A 16,630-nucleotide genomic window follows, 5' to 3' on the forward strand; every position below is an offset into this window, starting at 1 on the left:
GGATTTCGTGAAGTTTTGGCCCTATCCCCTCTACGGCTGGTTTATTCCCTAACACCTGCCGATCGCAGGTTGTATCCTAAGGAGATCGGTTTCTCATCGGTCTCTATGGCTTACTCCCTGTCCGCCTCCAAACTCCAGACCTACCACCGCTGTGCCTTCTCCTACTATGTCCGCTATGAACGGAAGGTCAACACCAACCAGTTCTTTGGCACAGCAGCGCTGGGAACGGCCATCCACCAGACCCTGGCCCAGGCCCATCGGGACTGGCACTACCAGGAGCCACTTCCAGCGTTAGATTGGTTTCTGTCATGCTGGAGTGCCCAGGCTCAAGACCTTAGTCCCACTCAGGTTGAGGAAGGCAGACAGTTGTTGGGTTTCTACTACGATCGCTTTATTGCGTCCCAGGTCAGCCTGCACCGGCCTTTGGCCGTAGAAGGACGCATCCAGGCGAGTCTACAGGTGGAGAATCTGGAGTTTAGTCTGACGGGTCGCTACGATCGGCTGGATTATGCCGAGGATGGGCTGGAGCTGATCGACTACAAGACCACCAAAGAAGTAAAGCTCAGCCACCCAGAGGAGATGGATTTGCAGATTGGTCTCTACTATCTGGCCCTGGAGCAGGTCTACCACCAGACCCTCAGGGGCATGAGCCTGCTATATCTGAGAACAGGGGAACGGGTGCGGTATGAGGCCACCCCAGAGCATCAGGAACGGGTGCAACAGGTGATTGCTGATCTGGCCTGGAAACTGCGCCATGAGACGGAGTGGGAACCGCAGCCAGGGAGCCACTGCGATCGCTGCGCCTATGGCCGCTATTGTGCAGCGGTGAGTGAGAGTCCAGTACCATTGCCAGAGGGCTGCGCTGCTGGTCGGGGTAACTTGCAACTGGTGTTGAGCTTCTGAGCGATAGAATGTCTTCTCTTCTGTACAATGCGATAGCTATTCTCACCTCACAAAATTGCTGGCAACCCATCCAGAACGTCCGTCTGTCAATTTAACTCGCCGCCACCTGCCATCGGAGCTGAACTCATAAGCCGTCACACGGTCACCTGATTGCAGCGAACCGATAATGAACTCATCGCCAAATTTTGGGATTGAACGCAGACTGGCAACAGTTCTAATACCGTCTAATTGAGGAACTTCTATTTTGGCAAGAATACCTTGTGCTAAAGGAGGTTTATGGGTGGAAGTGCTTTGAGTGATTGTTTTCCCAGGACGCTGCTGAGTTGATGGTCCTGCTGGTGGTGAGATGGAATGCCAAGGCAGGATCCAAAAAAACGCTCCTATCACGAGTAGGATTCCGATAACCAGACCTACGGAACTATTATTGGAGGGACTAGGGGAGAAGTTGGAGATGGGCAGACGATAAACTGGAACCTCGTTATATTCATTCATTAACGCAATCACGTATGCCAGTTCTTCGGCTGTGAATTTGAACCATTCGTCGCCCCCACCGATATTGGTAATTCGATATGCTGTCAGTTGTCGATGTAATGCTGTTTCAATGACCTGGGCATCTTGGACAAGGATGTAATGATGAGTTTTGAGGAAACGAGCGTTTCCTGCTTGATACTGCCGCTTTCGACTTTCAACATCCTTGATAGTCTTGCCAATCTTATAAAGTCCAGTAGGGGAAAGGCCATCAAAATCCAGTTCTTGTAACAAATAAACGTATTGAAAAGAGTCCATTCAGCGTCTGTCTACTTGTCTTACACTGCTGGCAAAGCTCACTCTCTTGGGGTTCTCTTCTTTTGAGAAGGATGAAATGAGAATTGAGCTAGTTAATAATTCTCCCAGCTTAGCAAAATTCAGACTGTGGAGTGCTGAAAAATCGTTAATAATTTCCCTTTTTCCTCTGCTGCCTGCGATACTCCCACGGTTCCACCAAGCCCGATCGCTGCCACACCCCTACCCGACTCTGCTGCGCGATCGCTTCCCCCTGCACCAGTAAAAAACCATTGGGACAGCCATCGACATAGCGGGGATAGACGTAGGCATTACCCGTCACCACCTGTTCATAGTTGACCTCCTTCTCCGCGCCTGTTTGCTGTGAGTGAGCAGAGATATACACCTCTGCTACCTTGCGACCATAGCGATCGGTATCACTGATAAACAGACTCACCATCTGCCCTGGAGGCAGTAGAGCCTGCAACTGGGCCTTGCTTTCCGCGCCTCTTGGCTGGCTCAGTTCCGGGGCATCAATGCCACACAGCCGCACTTTGAATGTCTGCCAGTTTTGCCGCACCGTCAGAGTATCGCCATCGTGAACACTCACCACCTCAGCCCGTTCTGCCTGGGGTCGAGATTGGAGTTGAAACTGTTGTGCTGCCGTCGCAGGCAGAGGCTGGTCATAATCGAGATGAGCACTCTGGGTTCTTGCCTGCCACTGTTGCCAGATCAGGAAAGTAACGATCGCAAGAGCACTTAAGGGAATGAGATTCAATAAGGCTTTAAGCTTCATGCATAGCTGTCCTACTGCGAGACATTGCATCCCGACTTCCAGCAACGGTGGGCTCCTCAACTGCGCCAGGTTGACCCCAAAGACCAGGATTTGTATCTGCTCATGCTAGTGGCCCGCTGGCTCGCTGACACCCGCCAAAACAGTGAATTTGATCATCCAAGCTGGCACTATATCAACTTTCCCTATCGTTCCGACGATCGCTCTACCGTTCCCCCCTGCGTTGATCCGAATAAAGAGAATATCCTGGCTGGATACCGACTGGCAGACCTACTCCAACAACAGTACTGAATTCCTTGAAACTCAATTCAGTAAAAGTTCTGATGACTGCTAGGAGGCTTGGTCAATAGGGTTCCTCAAACTTAATGTTTGAACAAGGAGCTTATGAACAAGACGAGACGAGTCATTGCTATCCTCTCTTTCGGAGCAGTCCTGCTAACCACCCTGCCTGCCACTGCTGGGAACTATCGGGATAGTGACAGCAATATCATCATTACCGATCTGGCCCCCCAGCAGGAAGTGCTGCTGACTTACCCCGGCAGTCCCCGCACTGCTTCTGCCCGTGCCAATGGCTGTGGAGCCGTGGTCGTGCGAGGAGCTGGGGGCGTTCCCATCACCGGCACCATCAAAGTCGATAGCATGGCGATCGACACCGACATGCTAACCCAGAAACTCCTACCTGCCTGCGTCAATGGTAGCTTTCAAGAAGCCCGACCGGATAATTTCAAGACCTATGATGGGTCGATCGTGATCGTGGGCAAAAATCCCAATCAGTTTGCTGCGATTGAAACAACAGAAACGGCAGAACGACGGGTAAGAGCCAATACCTGTGGGTTTGCCCTGGTCCGTCCTAACAATCGGTTTACCCATGCAGCCAATACCCAGGTTGGGATCAATGGTGCGGCTCCCACAACCTTCTCCAGCTTGAACCAGAAGGGAACGCTCCTGTGTCGGAATGGTGCAACCTACTATCCCTCAGACTGGCTAATGATGGCTCCCGGCAGCTAATCCTCTTCTCAGCAAACCTCAGCTTTCAGCCTCACTCCTACCCTGCCCAGTCCGAAAGGTCTGGGCTTTTTTGTGGGTCCGATCGTTCAGCCCCAGATGACTGGCATCACGGGCTGGAGCCAGGAGGATCACCCCCCGACCCCGATCGGATCACTAGTCAGGGAGCGAAACGGAACGGCTTCAGCCGGGAGTTAATAGCATCACACTCAACCCCAGAGGCTTCTACGATGCAACTGATTTACCGGGGCCAAACGATCAACTACACACCCGCTACTGCTCAGCCCTACCGCAAGCCCTGCGCCTTGAACTGGCGGTTCCATGCCCCCGGTGAAACTTATGGAGACATGCCTCTTCCCGTTGCCCCCTACCAGGCTCCTCGTGCGCTCAACTGGCGGTTCCAGGTAGTTCAGTAAGATTTCATTGCCCGATCGAACACCAATCTCCTAATCCCTTCCTCTTGAGGACAACCCCCGGTTCAGATGGACTGGGGTTTTTTCTATGGGAGGAGTCAGGAGAAGGCTGTCTTCTGTTAATGACCAGATTCTCCAATCAGGGTGAATATTCAAGCCTTAACGATCGGTAACTCCTTCCAGTTSGTCGTATAGCGTTGAGACGGATAGGCTATACGAGTTTTCCAGTCCTGCTGCAGCCCAACTRCCGCATACTTGATCGTCCCAGCTCCGAGTTTCTGGTTGATGGTATCCARTGCCTCCATCAACCGCTGCCCCTGCTCAGAATCCGCTGGGGAACTGCTAAACAAGTCCACCTGCACCGTGCCCGCATCTACCAGTTCCGGAGCAGACACCCCCGCTTTGTAGTATTCAAATCCTGGTTTGAAGATAGCAGCCGCAGCCTCCAGCACCGGACGMAGCAGCTCATCCGTGCGGTTGGTGGCCTGCTCTAACCTGATCTCCTGAGCGTTTTCATACTGGGGCGTAGGGGCGAAACGGTTGGTCCGCATCGAAACGATCAACTTCTGAGTCGCCAGTCCCTCCTGACGCAGCTTCTCTGCCAGCCTGCTGGTGTGGGTGGCGATCGCCTGCTTGATTTCCTCCACCTCCGTCACAGGCCGCCCAAAACACCGGGTCACCATCATCCCCTGTCTGGGGTCATGACTGGCCTGGACAGGCAGACAAGACGTGTCCCCCAGTTCCAACACCGTGCGTAAGGTGAGGATACTGAACCGTTTGCGAATCCAGTTGGGGTCAGCCTGCTTCAGATGCAGAGCGGTATAGATGCCCCGATCGCGCAGGGCTTCGGCAATATGGTGACCAATGCCCCACACCTCCTGCACTGCGACCTCAGCCAGAATTCCCTCTAGGTCACTACGAGCCGTCAGGTCTACCACACCACCACTGGCGCGATCGGTTTTGGCCAGGTGGTTGGCAATCTTGGCCAGGGTTTTGGTAGCAGCAATGCCGATCGACAAAGGAATTCCCGTCCACTGGTTCACAGTGGCACGGATCTGTTGCCCATAGTCGAGCAAGTTCTGGCGCTGGAACCCACTCAGATCCAGAAAAGCTTCATCAATGGAATAGACCTCTACCGTGGGGCAGAACTGGCCCAGGGTATACATGACCCGTCTGGACATATCCCGATAGAGGGCTGGATTAGACGAGAAGATGTGCAAGCCCTTCGTTTTAACCAGACCCTTGATGCTGCTGCCCATGGCCTGCATTTTGATACCCATGGCTTTGGCCTCCGGGGAACGGCTGACCACACAGGCATCGTTCCCGCTCAAAACCACAAGAGGCTGATTTTTGAGGGCAGGATTAAAGACCTTCTCACAGGAGACGAAGAAATTATTGCAATCTGCCAGGGCAATGACTTTAGCTTGCATTGGTCACCTGAGCCTAAACCGTGTGGATGATGGCTGTGACCATGCCCCACAGCTCAAAGTCCTGAGCTGCCTCCAGATTCGCCGAACCAGGTTGTAGCAAGTGCCACTGCCCCTCCACCCGATGAATGCGACGCACCACCAGTTCCCCAGCCAGGGCCGCCACGACCAGTTTCCCCGCAACGGGAGGTAGGGAGCGATCGACCACCAACAGATCCCCATCATGGATGCAGTCACCCGCCATGCGATCGCCCGCTACCCGCATGAAGAAGGTGGCAGCGGGACGCTTCACCAGCAGGGCATTGAGGTCCAGAGTTGTGACAAGGCCGATATCCGGTGCAGGAAAGGACATGAGGAACACTATAGCAAGAGGCTACCGTCATCCTAGCCTTTTGACAGGCAGACCTATGGGTTCTGCTCCAATCAGCATCGGGTTATTGATGCCAGAGCATAGTGTTATTCTGGGCTCTGAAAACTGACCAGCCTGAAGTAAACACTTTGAAACTCTGCCATGAAACTCTTCAATCTCGACCTGATAACGAACATTATCTTGCCCGGATTGTGGGGGAGTACAGCCTGGAGTATCTTGATTGCTCTCGTTGTGGGAGTCAGCGTTGGAGGCATTATTGGGGCTATCCGGCGGCGTTTGAAGCAAACCCTCTTACCTGCGATCGCAGGCTCTTTCCTGGGCACGATGTTGCTCGGGATGTTACCTATCCTGTCTGTTCCCGGAATTGTTGGAGGTGGAGCCTATGGCGGGATTCTGATCCTCTTTATTGCCACCTTTACCGTCCCTGTGGGTGCGATCGGGGGTGCCGTCTCAGGTAGTCTGTTGGGTACAGAACTGCTCCGGAAGTACGGGCAGAAGCTGGCCCTGATCCTGCTTGCAGGCACCTATAGTTTCATGACCCTGGTGATCTATACCAGTGTGACGTTGCATTGCAGCAGACCCAATACGTTGCCCCTGTACTGTTCCCAGGCAGGCTATCCAGAACGCTCCCGGCCAGGTCATTGACTTCGCAATGGACAGGGGAGGGGAGTTCCAATTGACAGATTCAAGTGTTGCTTAAGGATGCAGATGCTTGCTGATTGGGGCTGCTTTTGCTTTTTCGCAGTCTTTGCAAGGAATGCTCTAAGGCCAGTTCCACAAATGAGCTTAAGGAGTCGGCACGATCGGGTAGTTCCATCGTTTCCAAGTAGAACTGAACTGGCATAGCTAAACCCTTCCAGTAACTATGGGTGTATTGCATCCACTTTCGTAATTTCGTGGGTAAGGAAAACTTCCCAGTCTCTATTTCTTCCTTGGTAACAATTAACCAGCTCTTGCGTCCATTCTCCACGTATGCGAGACAGGTTACCTGATCATTCACGATCCAAAGCCGCATCATGGCAGTTTTCTTGAAGTTTTCTGACCTGGGTCCTCCCATATTCCATTGCCCGTTAACAGTCATGAACGGAAGCCAGAGGAAAATTGCCAACTCATCCCGCTTGTTGTCCCAACCCAGCTCAGCGATCGGGTATTGTTTTGTCCGTTCAAATCGAGTCCATTTGCCATCAGGCGTTTCAGCAATCTTCAGCTTGTGGTTGCGGGCAAATTCATAGGTCTGATCACGGGTGCGAATAGCCCAATGCTTTTCCGCATCCGTGCATTTTCCTAACAAATTGACAAATGACCTGGGTGGATCAGGCAGGTCAAGATGGGGCAAAACTTCTGGAGCTGCTGGAATCTCAACCTGGAGAACCTCTCCAGGCTCAGGCCACTGCCATAGCATGAATTTGAAACCGGCGTCCCACCTGATGATGCTATAGGTGAATAGAGTCAGGCCAAGCTTATGGTATTTCAGTGTCAGTTCTGTCCGAGCACTGTAACTGGGACAGATGGTATAGAGTGCTATGGGTTGGCTGTAGTCAATCTGCTCATCAAAGGGTCTTTCGTCGATCAGTGCATCGAAGTAGGCAGTAATCTGTTCGACAACATGAGAATCCTGGGTGTTTTTTAACTCAATGATGACCAGTTCCTTGTTAGCTCCCCTGGCTAGGATGTCGCAGACCCCCTCTCTACAGTTATATTGACTCTTTAAGGGGGTAAGTCCCATCTGGGCCAGAACGGTATGCCAGAAGAACCATTCCAGGTGTCGCTCAGTCTCAAATTCGGCGACATCTCCATAGACGCGGAGCCTGAGGGTAGTAGGGTTACGATCGTGGTCTGACATTCAATTATGAACAGGCTGGGTCTTTCCAGCATCAGTGGGATAGAACTCGATACTTTATTTACCGTTGCAGTCTAGCCCGTTCGGCAATCAACTGCTTTGCAATTGTTCCCAGACAGCCTCAATAATCACCATCGAGGCATCATCTGGGAAAGTACTATTACAGGCTTGGAGCAGCGCCTGATTCCCCTGCCACAGCCCAAAACTATTGCGGATACCCGTGCCCCAACCATGATGGAAACGGATCAGGTCCTCGCGAGGAGTGTTACGGACCGTGATTTTATCCTCCTGACTCAGCTCAGCCATAATGCTCTCTACAGCTTCTTCCAGGGTTTGGGGCCAAGGCTCAGCAGGCATGTCTGTCATCGATCTAATGTCTCTCCAAAACAAGGCTAACTGTCGAAGGCCGGAGGCAGAATGCATTATTTCTCCTGGCTCCTGAATTCCTCTTAAGTTGTTAGCCCAGAACAGTAGTGCGCTAATCCGCTCCTAACACTAATAGTTTAATCTGCGTCAACTGCCGTCTCAGTTTGGCCCAATCCCGGAATGTCTGGGCCTTCTGCTTGTCCATGGCCGACAGAGATTGTAAGTACCCATTCGTATCGCCAAAGCCAAACCGATAATCGACGGTGATCAGTTTCAAGCGCAGGGCCTCCCGCCTCGCCACCTCCTGACTCACCTGAAACTCTCGTCGGGTTTGGTCAAAATCCAACGCTTGGAGCAACACCTGCTCCCGAATCTTGGCCGCCAGTTCCCCCCGCTGCCGTTCCACTTCAGCGACCTTCACCTGCAAGTCCGCGATCGCAATCGTGCGTTGCTGAGCAGCAGCATCGCCCCCGATCGCATTCCGAAACAGGGGTAGACCAATGAGGGAGAGAACCTCGTTCACGCCCTGGAGTGGAGTCGTAAAGACATCTAAGACATTCTCCAGAAACCCCCGCTGCTGTTGCTGGCCTGTGGATGATGTGACGGTCTCCAGTTTCAGCCAGGATTGCACCAGCGGTTCAAACACCCCTAGCGCGATCGTCTTCTGGTTATTAGCCCTGGCCTCCTCAATCTTGCTGTTGATCACCTCGATCCGACTGTCGATCGCTTGCAAGGCTTGAGACTTCTGAACCGCCATCTCCTGCAACGACTTGATACAGGCTTCGGTGGCCTCTAGGCAGGGCAGTTCCCCCAGCATGGCCTTCCAGGCATCATCATTGATGCGAAGCTGGATGAGAGTGTCCAGCGAATCCCCCGCCGGGTTGAGCGGATTGGGGTTGGTCTGGGGACCGTTCTCGTCCAGAGTGTTCGTTGACTCGGTTTCGGTGGGAGTCGTCTCGACGGGAACGGAGGTCTGGGGTTTGGGTGGCTGGGGCTTTGGGGGTTGAGCCAGGACGGGACTGGTCAGGAGCCACAACCAGCACCAGCTCCACCATAAGATTCTGATCGCTCTGACCGGTAAACTTAATCCGCTGAACGTTGCCATTGTAAGGGCTCCTGATTGCTGAGAGTAAGAGAAGTTGGGCATTGAGCTGCTGCATCTGGGCATCAAGCTGGGCCAGTTGGAAACTGCGTTCCCGCTCCTGGGCCTGCTGCCGTTGCACCTGGTCCTGGCGTTGCAGCTCCTGGGCCTGGATGGAGATCGCCCGTTTGCTCAACTCCAGGGAATGCAGATACTCCTGGTACTGCCGCTCCTGTTGAGCCTGACCCAGTTGGGCTTGGGCCAGAGCCAGGTCCGCATTGGCCTGATCCACCTCCCGCTGGCGTTGGGCCAGCACCTCCTGCTCATGGGGAATCGTGGCCTCCGGGATTTCATTGGCCGGAAGGGTCTGGAGGACATCCAGTTTCCGTTGTTGCTGGGTCAGGTTCCGTTCCGCTGCCTCCACCTTTAGCCTCACCCGATCCACCTCGGCTACTTCCTTCAGAAAGGATGGGGCAGGCAGAGCCGCCATCTCTGGAATTGTTCTAGGGGGAGGAGGTCCGGGGATAGGAGCCTTCAAGCGATCGACCTGCAACTGTAACTGTTTCTGCTGTCCTTCCAGTCGTTCCCGGTCGCGGGTGCGATCGGCCAGCATCTGCCCCTCCTGCACCCGGTCCCCCTCCCGCACTTTGAGATCTTCCGGAGCAGTTAGGGTTAGTTTTAACTTAAACGATCGGCCCCGTTGAGACGACTCTTCCCCCGTCACCAGTTGGCTTGCTGGCAGGGAAGCTGGTGGCTGCTGGGAAATCGCCTCTCCAGCACAGCCAGACAGCAAGAGCAGCAGTAGACAGAGAATTCCTTTGGACTTGGTGTATAGCACGTTAAATTCAACCCCTCACCTTGACGATCACCCGACCCGACAGAATCCAAAAATCCCGCAGCAGCCCCCGCACCTGCTCCGGTCGGGCATGACTTAGCTCCACCCGATTTCCCGTCGCCCGCAGAACCGGGTAAGTCTGGATCTCCAGGGGAATCTGCACCTCTTCCGTGTCATCCAGCAATAGGGACCCACTCACATCCCCATTGGGAGGCAGCCGCTTCACCCAATCCGATACCGCAATCTCGCGCAACGTCATCTCCTGCACCTGCAACGATAGCCGTTCCCCCAGCTGGGTTCTGATCCGGGTGGGTCGAATCTGGACATCAGCACCATTGCCAATCTTGTACAGCCGTCCCGTTCCCTGCTCCTCAGCCACCACATCTGAGGCTGTCGCTTCAATCACCGCAAAACTGCCCGTGATTCGCTGGGACGTGTGGGTGTGAATGCCCGATACCTCCACCACGATCGTGCGTTCACTGCCATACTTGCGAAACATATCCGCCGCCGTCTCACTGCCCCGCATAAAAAACAGTTCAAACTGCTCCGTAATCCCCCCTGCTGAAATCAGATTCACCGACACGACACAGAGGAACAGGGAGACAGCCAGCACCCAGTACTCTGACGGAGACTTGCTCTCCAGCCTTGCCCTGGGATTCCCCGGAATCACCAGCCGCGCCGGAGAGGGATAAAACGCCGCTACCCCTGCCTTCGTAAAGGCATCACTCAACCAGCCACAGAAGTGCCCCAGCACCAGGGCCGCCCAGAAGTGCCAGTTTAGCCAGAGCAGCGGTGCCCCCAGTGCTGCCACCGCCCCCGTTGCCAGGAACGAGTGGGTGATCGTGCGGTGGGGATAACGGGCCTCAATCCAGTGAGCGATCGGGTACAGTATCCGCCCCATGAAACTCTCAGTTGTGTCGATATCAGGAATTTGGGACCCGATCGCTGCCGTCAGCAACACAAACGGGTCCGCCGTCGCCAGGGCGATACTGGTCGTCGCTAGGGCGATACTGCAATGGGTCACACTCATCATCCGGCAATCCTCCCCACAACCTCCTGAAATGGCATACTGTTTCCCTCCCCATCAATGAGTTCCAACCCATAGTCACTGGGGCAATCCAGGTTCAAGTCCTGCACCTGACAGGTGCAATAGAACTCTGCATGTCCCGTTCTACTCACCCACCACACATTCACCCACTGCTCGGGCGACAATGCATCCGCCTGGTCCGCCCACACCCCAAAGATGGTCATAGTCGGGACCGCTTCCGATTCAGGGAGTAGTAGATCACCCGCAAGGCCACCGCCACCAGCGTCATCACTCCCCCCAGGATGTAGAGACTGCGATCCCCCAACCCCAACCCCACAAACCGGATCATGCCAATCATCGACACCCCCGCAATCAGAAACGGGGTGCCATCCACATACTGATGATGGTCCGTACTCTGCGCCTCCCCTACCCCCAACAGGGCCTCCCGCACTACCCGCTTCGCCAGAGCTGGATTGTTCCCTGCCCGCTGCTGCAAGTCTGCAAACTGACCAGGGTTAAGCGTCATCCCCTGAGCCATTGCCTCCTGATACATCAGTGTCCGAATCTCATCATCTTTAAGAGGTTGCATTTCTATGCGCGGCATTTTTAAAAAAATATCTTTCGCCGGGGGAGCCGTGGCCAGCAGCAAAAGCAGCACCCCAGCCCGATGGCAGTCCTCCAGCCAATACCGCAGGGAAGCCGGGAAGCGATGGGCATCATCAATGATCATCAGGGTTTTGGGGTGGGGCAGATTCAGTAACAGTTCCTTCCGGAGCTGCTCTGCCGTCATCGCCTTAGGCCGTTCATCCTGCGTCTCGATCGGGATGCCCAACTGCTCACAGATACTGATCAGCGTCTCCTTGGCCGACCCGCTATAGTTGGCGATCGCCACCTGATACTTCATGTCTTTCAGCAGGTCCGCCACCTTCTGACCCAGCCAGCTCTTACCCGCCCCCGGTTCCCCTAAAACGAGTACAGACTGCTTCGCCTGCAAAGCTGCACTGACCTGCTCAATTTCAGCGACCCGCAGTTCCATCACGCCGCTGCACTCAGGCCCCGTTGCTTCTTCCAGTTGGCAATAGTCTTGCGGCTACAGGCTTCACCCGTGGACAGTTCCACATACCTGAGCAGTTGGGGATAGGTTCGGAGTCCCTGCTCCCAGGCTGCATCCAGCAAAGACTCCACCTGCACCCGACGATTCGGAACAGAGGCCCCGATCGTGCCTGTCTCTGGCAGCGCTGTTGGTAACCCCACCTCCAGGGCTGCATCCTCTCCTGCTACTGTCCCGATCGAGACTACAACTGCCTGAAGATCGGTTGCTTCCGGAGCAGGCTGTTCCGATGTATCCTCGATCGGCACGGCTGCCACCGTCACCACGGCTGCCGCTGCTGGTGCCTCTCCCAGAGCCGGTCGCTTCTCCTGGACCGATCGGAGCGACTCCCGCCAGTCCACCATTGTCTGAAGCAATGCCCGAATCAGGAGTAGACCCAGGCGATTGGCTACGATCGCCAGTTCCTTGAATTTGTTCATACCGTTTCATTCACTCGTCTGCCCACTGGTACTGACCAACCGTTGAGCCAGAACAGGTAGAAACTACGGAAACGTTCTCAGAGAATAGACCCGTTTCCCCGCTTCTAGGCGAGACTGGAGCTGACCATCAATGCAGAGATTTCGAGTTTGCCGTCGCACCTGGGTATAGGAGAGCCCTGACCTGGCCATGAAGTCTTCACGGGTCAGTTCCTCACCGGGTTGAATGTGTTGGAGGAGGAGCGATCGGGTTTGCTGACCCTGGTCCGTGATGCGATAGAGGATATGCATGATGACAAGAATGGAACGCTGATACTATCCCTGCCAAATTCCAGTGAACTGAGGCTTTTGTCATTTGGCGGAAAAGGGTCAGCTATTAGGCAGAATATCTAAATTCTCCCTGCCAGAGATAGTTCTAGGGACTTATTTGGCTAGGATATACTGTACGTGCTACAAAGAACTTCAATTTCCTGAATAATGCGTCCGCGTACCGCAGCAGGAGAAACAATCTCACAATCCTTGCCGTAACGCATCACTTCCCGGATTAACCAGAAGGTATTGGAAATTTGCCGCACTACCCGCCTGGTTTGAGGAGGGTCAGTGATCCATTCATTCACTTCATCGATCGCTGTTTTACTGCGATAGGCAAAGGCCAACCCTCCGAAGAGATGGAGTTCCACTGGAATTGTCGCCAACCCAGGTCGCCATCCACCTGGAATAGGCGTAATGGCAGCATCGATGATCCGATCGATTCGCAGACACCAGTTATGCATCAGTTCCGACAAATCCTGATTTCCCTGCGTTTCCTCACACCAGCAATCCAGGTATTGGCGATCTTCATGAAGGGTGATTTCAGCATAGCGAATCGTAAAGCTCCAGACTCTTGCGGCGGCATCCTGATAAGACAATTGGAAGGGTTGCTGTCGGTGGATGTACCGCTCCACTTCAAGGGGTAAAGGTAGCGAAGCTGCAACGAAGTGCCACGCAGCGCTTGAAACCTTGACCATGCAGGAGTTTCAGAAAAATTTTCGTGATTTCACCAAAACATCCCAGGGAACACCCGTTTATGGGTAAGTTTGCGAAACTGAATTGAGGCAGGAGTGGGAGTTCAGCCGTTTCATTTGCAGGTGTCCATCCATCATTTTCGGGCAAGTTTTGATCATGTCCACTGCTCCACCCCTTAAAACGCCCAATTGCCAAGTGCGAACTCGTGAGCATTTGCTACCCCAGGAGGTTGAGGCAATGCTCAAAGCGGCTAGAAATGTGGGACGACATGGCAACCGAGATGCAACCTTGATCTTGATTGCTTATCGTCATGGGTTGCGGGTTTCTGAACTGGTGGCACTGCGCTGGGAACAAGTAGACTTCAACGGTGGCACGATCTACATCAACCGGTTGAAGCAGGGGGGCAGTTCGATTCATCCCCTCCGAGGACCCGAGTTGCGATCTCTGCGGCAATTGCAACGAGACTATCCAGATTCCCCTTATTTGTTGATTTCAGAACGAGGAGCTGCAATGGCAGAAGACACTGCCAGAGGCATTATTGAACGGGCGGGGAAGTTGGCAGAGATTCCCTTCCCAGTTCATCCGCATATGTTGCGTCATGCTTGTGGGTTCTACCTCGCTTCTAAAGGACACGACACCAGAGCCATTCAAGCTTATCTCGGACACAAAAATATTCAGCACACCGTGCGTTATACCGAATTAGCACCAAGACGCTTCAAGGACTTCTGGGTGGATTGAAAAGTAGAAAATTTTTCTAGGATCTATGATGCTATTGACTTCTAGCCGCCGCGTGGCACTTCGTTGCAGCTTCGCTACCTTTACCCCTACAAGATGCGTTAACGTAGCGTATCCCTGTCAGACAGGTAAATAACGATCATTGGAGGAAATAAAAGGTGTTGATTGGATTAAGGAGGGTGCCTCAAAACGTTTGAACCCCCAACTGTTGGTACCAGTCAGGGGTCGCACGAAGTATTCATATTGAAGTCACCGATTAGGAGTACACAAGGCGGCGAGACGAGCCTAGGAAACTTTCTTCCGCAATGTGTTGTTCGGTATGTAGCCTGGATAACCCGACAAGGGAATCCATCCCCTACATGACGACACTTCGCCATGCAAACAAATTTTAACATCTTGGGATCAAGTTGCAAGTCCCAGGCAAGGTTTTTATGTAGATTTTTTGCAAAAGCGACGACTTCTTTGGTGACTTTCATGCCTCGCAACACACGAAAGTCATTTATTAGGAGTTTGTTCATGACCAGTTCAGTTGGGTCTCTGCCCAATCCAGGAGGTGCTAAATGATCGCACCTGCCTATAAACCAGTTCCTCAACGTTTTGAATTTGTTCGGGAATGGGATGATCAATTTCTTGCCCTATTTCCTCACCGAGGCGATTACCTTTGGGCAGAGCACCCAGAGCCAAAGAAAAGACCAGAGTGGAAGACAGAAAGCACTCACCTGCTCACTGATCGCATGATCCAGAAAGGCGAGTATCTGTATGGTGTCCGCTTCGGCAGTATTACGCAGTACCTCATGGCTGACGTTGATGCTCGCAGTGCTTACCACCCTAACAAGGATCCATTAGCGATCGCCCGACTTCTGGAGGCACTTGAACCACTAGGGTTGGTCGAGTGCATTATTGTCAGAAGTTCGGATAGCGGTGGGTTGCACCTGTACTTCCCGTTTGAAGAAGCAGTTCTGTCCTGGGCGATCGCCTTGGTAGCCAAGTCTCTGCTGGAAGGAAAGGGCTTCAAACTACGAGGCGGACAACTTGAAATCTTCCCCAACCCAAAACCTGCAACTCAATCGCCCATCAACTACAACGGCCACCGTTTGCCACTCCAACAGGGATCCTATCTGCTGAACAAGGACTGGGAGCCAATTTTCTCCTCTCACCACGCCTTTGTTCAACAATGGGAGTTTGCTGCACGCCGGAACCAGGTGTCTTCCAATAAGGTAGAGCGGCTTGCCAAATCATTGCAGCGCAAGAGCTACGGAAAGAGGATCAGAACCCGTGGGCGCAAGTATTTGACTGATTTGAACAACGATATTGAGCCTGGCTGGACAAGCTCAGGACAAACCCAATTTTTGCTTGGGAAGATCGCAAATCGGGAACGGGTGTTTTATCACGCTTTGTTCGGAGGTGAGCCTTTAGAAGGGCAAGCCTTAGCTGACCAAATTGCTGAAGTCGCTCAATCTCTCCCCGGGTATCTGGACTTCTGCGGGCACCAGCATGAGATCCATAAGAAGGCAGCAGAGTGGGCACGAGCGGCAGAAGTTCGCTACTACCCATACCCTTCTACCAGCAAGAAACTGATGCAGCAGCCCTTAGAAGAACATTCAGGTGACAGCAAACCATCCTGGAACGAACAACAGTCTCAGGCAGCCAAAGACCGGATCAGACGTGCGGTCGCTGATCAACTGGAAAAGGGTACACTGCCAGCCCAAAAATCAGCGCGTCAGAGGGTACTCAGAACCTATGGAGTTGGTAACGTCACTTTAAACAAATATCGCGACTTGTGGGATCCTGAACACCTGAAACCCTTGCTGGATGAGGAATACCACCCTCTTGAAGGAAGTTTGGGCAATTCCGAAAGCTTGAAACCCTTGCTGGATGAGGAATACCACCCTACTAATACCAATAAGCTTATCTCCGACCCTGCTTCTGCACCCTCAGTGCAGGAAGCAGGTGGAGTTTTTGATCTAGCTGTTGGGGGGTCTGGGGGGTTTTCCACAGGTGAACCTGCTAGAGAGAATGCTCCCTCTCCTTTGGATCCCTCTCACACTGGTGAGGCTGAAGTTTCCTTGACTGGACCTGCGTTGGTTCGGCAGATTCTGGCTCAAATTGCTACCAAGAGCCAGCAGTCTAAACAAACTCGTTCTAATGATCTGCCTCCTCCTGATGAGCATTATTTCCGTTCAAAGAGCAAACAACTGGAATTGCTGGGTGAGCCGTTATCATCGAGTTCCTCCCCAAATCCAAGTTCACCACCTAATGTTCTGCTAAATGGTTCTGCTGTGGCGGAGCCTGATTCAGGAGATTCTGAGAACGGTTCTGCGGTAGCTGCCGATTCTAATCCAGAGGATATCGGGGATGTGATCGCGCAGGTTTAAGTGCAGTTTCAATGCCTTGGCTGGACTCCTGCACAGGCGAAAAGTTGGATCGCAGAACAGTTTGGAGGAAGAAGCCGGTGGCAATTAACTGACGCAGAACTGGTTGACCTGCTGAGGAAGCTTCGAGACTGTGCATCCTTGGAAAAACCAGTAGCCGGAGATTATA

General features: G+C 53.3%; 21 protein-coding genes. 7 read left to right on the forward strand and 14 right to left on the reverse strand.

Going from position 1 to position 16,630, the window contains the following annotated elements:
• Window positions 1–15: 15 nt before the first annotated feature.
• Window positions 16–903 (forward strand): PD-(D/E)XK nuclease family protein, encoded by an 888-nt coding sequence (locus BST81_RS02225; protein ID WP_363079135.1) that lies wholly within the window; start codon window positions 16–18, stop codon window positions 901–903.
• Between the two features lie 42 nt (window positions 904–945).
• Here the strand turns inward: BST81_RS02225 and BST81_RS02230 are convergent, their stop codons facing one another.
• On the reverse strand, window positions 946–1,689 hold the full coding sequence (locus tag BST81_RS02230; RefSeq protein ID WP_075596921.1) for a GIY-YIG nuclease family protein: 744 nt from the start codon (window positions 1,687–1,689) through the stop codon (window positions 946–948).
• Window positions 1,690–1,834: 145 nt separating this feature from the next.
• The gene (locus BST81_RS02235; protein WP_171974641.1) at window positions 1,835–2,461 is read right to left on the reverse strand and encodes a thermonuclease family protein; all 627 of its coding nucleotides are present in this window, start codon (window positions 2,459–2,461) and stop codon (window positions 1,835–1,837) included.
• 24 nt (window positions 2,462–2,485) lie between these two features.
• Between BST81_RS02235 and BST81_RS02240 the strand changes: the two genes are divergently transcribed.
• From BST81_RS02240 to BST81_RS02250, 3 genes are all read left to right on the forward strand, one after another.
• Window positions 2,486–2,749, forward strand: coding sequence for a hypothetical protein (locus tag BST81_RS02240; protein WP_075596922.1), 264 nt, complete (start codon window positions 2,486–2,488; stop codon window positions 2,747–2,749).
• Between the two features lie 93 nt (window positions 2,750–2,842).
• Window positions 2,843–3,466 carry a hypothetical protein gene (locus BST81_RS02245; RefSeq protein ID WP_075596923.1) on the forward strand — a complete coding sequence of 208 codons (624 nt, stop codon included), beginning with the start codon at window positions 2,843–2,845 and terminating at the stop codon, window positions 3,464–3,466.
• 227 nt (window positions 3,467–3,693) lie between these two features.
• Entirely contained in the window at window positions 3,694–3,879 is a 186-nt protein-coding gene (locus BST81_RS02250; RefSeq protein WP_075596924.1) for a hypothetical protein, read from the forward strand.
• A 149-nt stretch (window positions 3,880–4,028) separates the two neighbouring features.
• On the opposite strand, the gene BST81_RS02255 is transcribed toward BST81_RS02250, so the two are convergent.
• Window positions 4,029–5,306 carry a Y-family DNA polymerase gene (locus BST81_RS02255; RefSeq protein WP_075596925.1) on the reverse strand — a complete coding sequence of 426 codons (1,278 nt, stop codon included), beginning with the start codon at window positions 5,304–5,306 and terminating at the stop codon, window positions 4,029–4,031.
• 13 nt (window positions 5,307–5,319) lie between these two features.
• Window positions 5,320–5,655 carry a S24 family peptidase gene (locus tag BST81_RS02260; protein WP_075596926.1) on the reverse strand — a complete coding sequence of 112 codons (336 nt, stop codon included), beginning with the start codon at window positions 5,653–5,655 and terminating at the stop codon, window positions 5,320–5,322.
• Window positions 5,656–5,814: 159 nt separating this feature from the next.
• On the opposite strand from BST81_RS02260, the gene BST81_RS02265 reads away from it, so the two are divergent.
• Window positions 5,815–6,318: a hypothetical protein gene (locus BST81_RS02265; RefSeq protein ID WP_075596927.1), complete on the forward strand. Its 504-nt coding sequence runs from the start codon at window positions 5,815–5,817 to the stop codon at window positions 6,316–6,318.
• 40 nt (window positions 6,319–6,358) lie between these two features.
• Here the strand turns inward: BST81_RS02265 and BST81_RS02270 are convergent, their stop codons facing one another.
• From BST81_RS02270 to BST81_RS02310, 10 genes are all read right to left on the reverse strand, one after another.
• Entirely contained in the window at window positions 6,359–7,516 is a 1,158-nt protein-coding gene (locus BST81_RS02270) for an endonuclease NucS domain-containing protein (protein WP_075596928.1), read from the reverse strand.
• 87 nt (window positions 7,517–7,603) lie between these two features.
• Window positions 7,604–7,879, reverse strand: coding sequence for a DUF6794 domain-containing protein (locus BST81_RS02275; protein ID WP_075596929.1), 276 nt, complete (start codon window positions 7,877–7,879; stop codon window positions 7,604–7,606).
• 112 nt (window positions 7,880–7,991) lie between these two features.
• Entirely contained in the window at window positions 7,992–8,696 is a 705-nt protein-coding gene (locus tag BST81_RS02280) for a hypothetical protein (protein WP_083636589.1), read from the reverse strand.
• Window positions 8,697–8,712: 16 nt separating this feature from the next.
• Window positions 8,713–9,798 carry a hypothetical protein gene (locus tag BST81_RS26905; protein ID WP_083636590.1) on the reverse strand — a complete coding sequence of 362 codons (1,086 nt, stop codon included), beginning with the start codon at window positions 9,796–9,798 and terminating at the stop codon, window positions 8,713–8,715.
• 7 nt (window positions 9,799–9,805) lie between these two features.
• A complete protein-coding gene (locus tag BST81_RS02285; RefSeq protein WP_075596930.1) occupies window positions 9,806–10,828 on the reverse strand; it encodes a metal-dependent hydrolase in 1,023 nt (340 codons plus the stop codon).
• Entirely contained in the window at window positions 10,825–11,046 is a 222-nt protein-coding gene (locus tag BST81_RS02290; protein ID WP_075596931.1) for a hypothetical protein, read from the reverse strand. The genes BST81_RS02285 and BST81_RS02290 overlap by 4 nt, the downstream gene beginning before the upstream one ends.
• Window positions 11,043–11,858, reverse strand: a complete 816-nt coding sequence (locus BST81_RS02295; protein ID WP_075596932.1) for an ATP-binding protein — start codon at window positions 11,856–11,858, stop codon at window positions 11,043–11,045. Before BST81_RS02295 ends, BST81_RS02290 begins: the two co-directional genes overlap by 4 nt.
• A complete protein-coding gene (locus tag BST81_RS02300; protein WP_075596933.1) occupies window positions 11,858–12,352 on the reverse strand; it encodes a hypothetical protein in 495 nt (164 codons plus the stop codon). The genes BST81_RS02295 and BST81_RS02300 overlap by 1 nt, the downstream gene beginning before the upstream one ends.
• Window positions 12,353–12,415: 63 nt before the next feature.
• Entirely contained in the window at window positions 12,416–12,640 is a 225-nt protein-coding gene (locus tag BST81_RS02305) for a hypothetical protein (RefSeq protein WP_075596934.1), read from the reverse strand.
• Window positions 12,641–12,780: 140 nt separating this feature from the next.
• The gene (locus tag BST81_RS02310; RefSeq protein WP_083636592.1) at window positions 12,781–13,356 is read right to left on the reverse strand and encodes a WYL domain-containing protein; all 576 of its coding nucleotides are present in this window, start codon (window positions 13,354–13,356) and stop codon (window positions 12,781–12,783) included.
• 154 nt (window positions 13,357–13,510) lie between these two features.
• Here BST81_RS02310 and BST81_RS02315 point away from each other — a divergent pair, with 154 nt between their 5' ends.
• Entirely contained in the window at window positions 13,511–14,092 is a 582-nt protein-coding gene (locus BST81_RS02315) for a tyrosine-type recombinase/integrase (RefSeq protein ID WP_075596935.1), read from the forward strand.
• Between the two features lie 791 nt (window positions 14,093–14,883).
• The gene (locus tag BST81_RS02320; protein ID WP_143780188.1) at window positions 14,884–16,464 is read left to right on the forward strand and encodes a hypothetical protein; all 1,581 of its coding nucleotides are present in this window, start codon (window positions 14,884–14,886) and stop codon (window positions 16,462–16,464) included.
• Window positions 16,465–16,630 lie beyond the last annotated feature (166 nt).

This window comes from Leptolyngbya sp. 'hensonii' (assembly GCF_001939115.1).
Lineage (GTDB): Bacteria > Cyanobacteriota > Cyanobacteriia.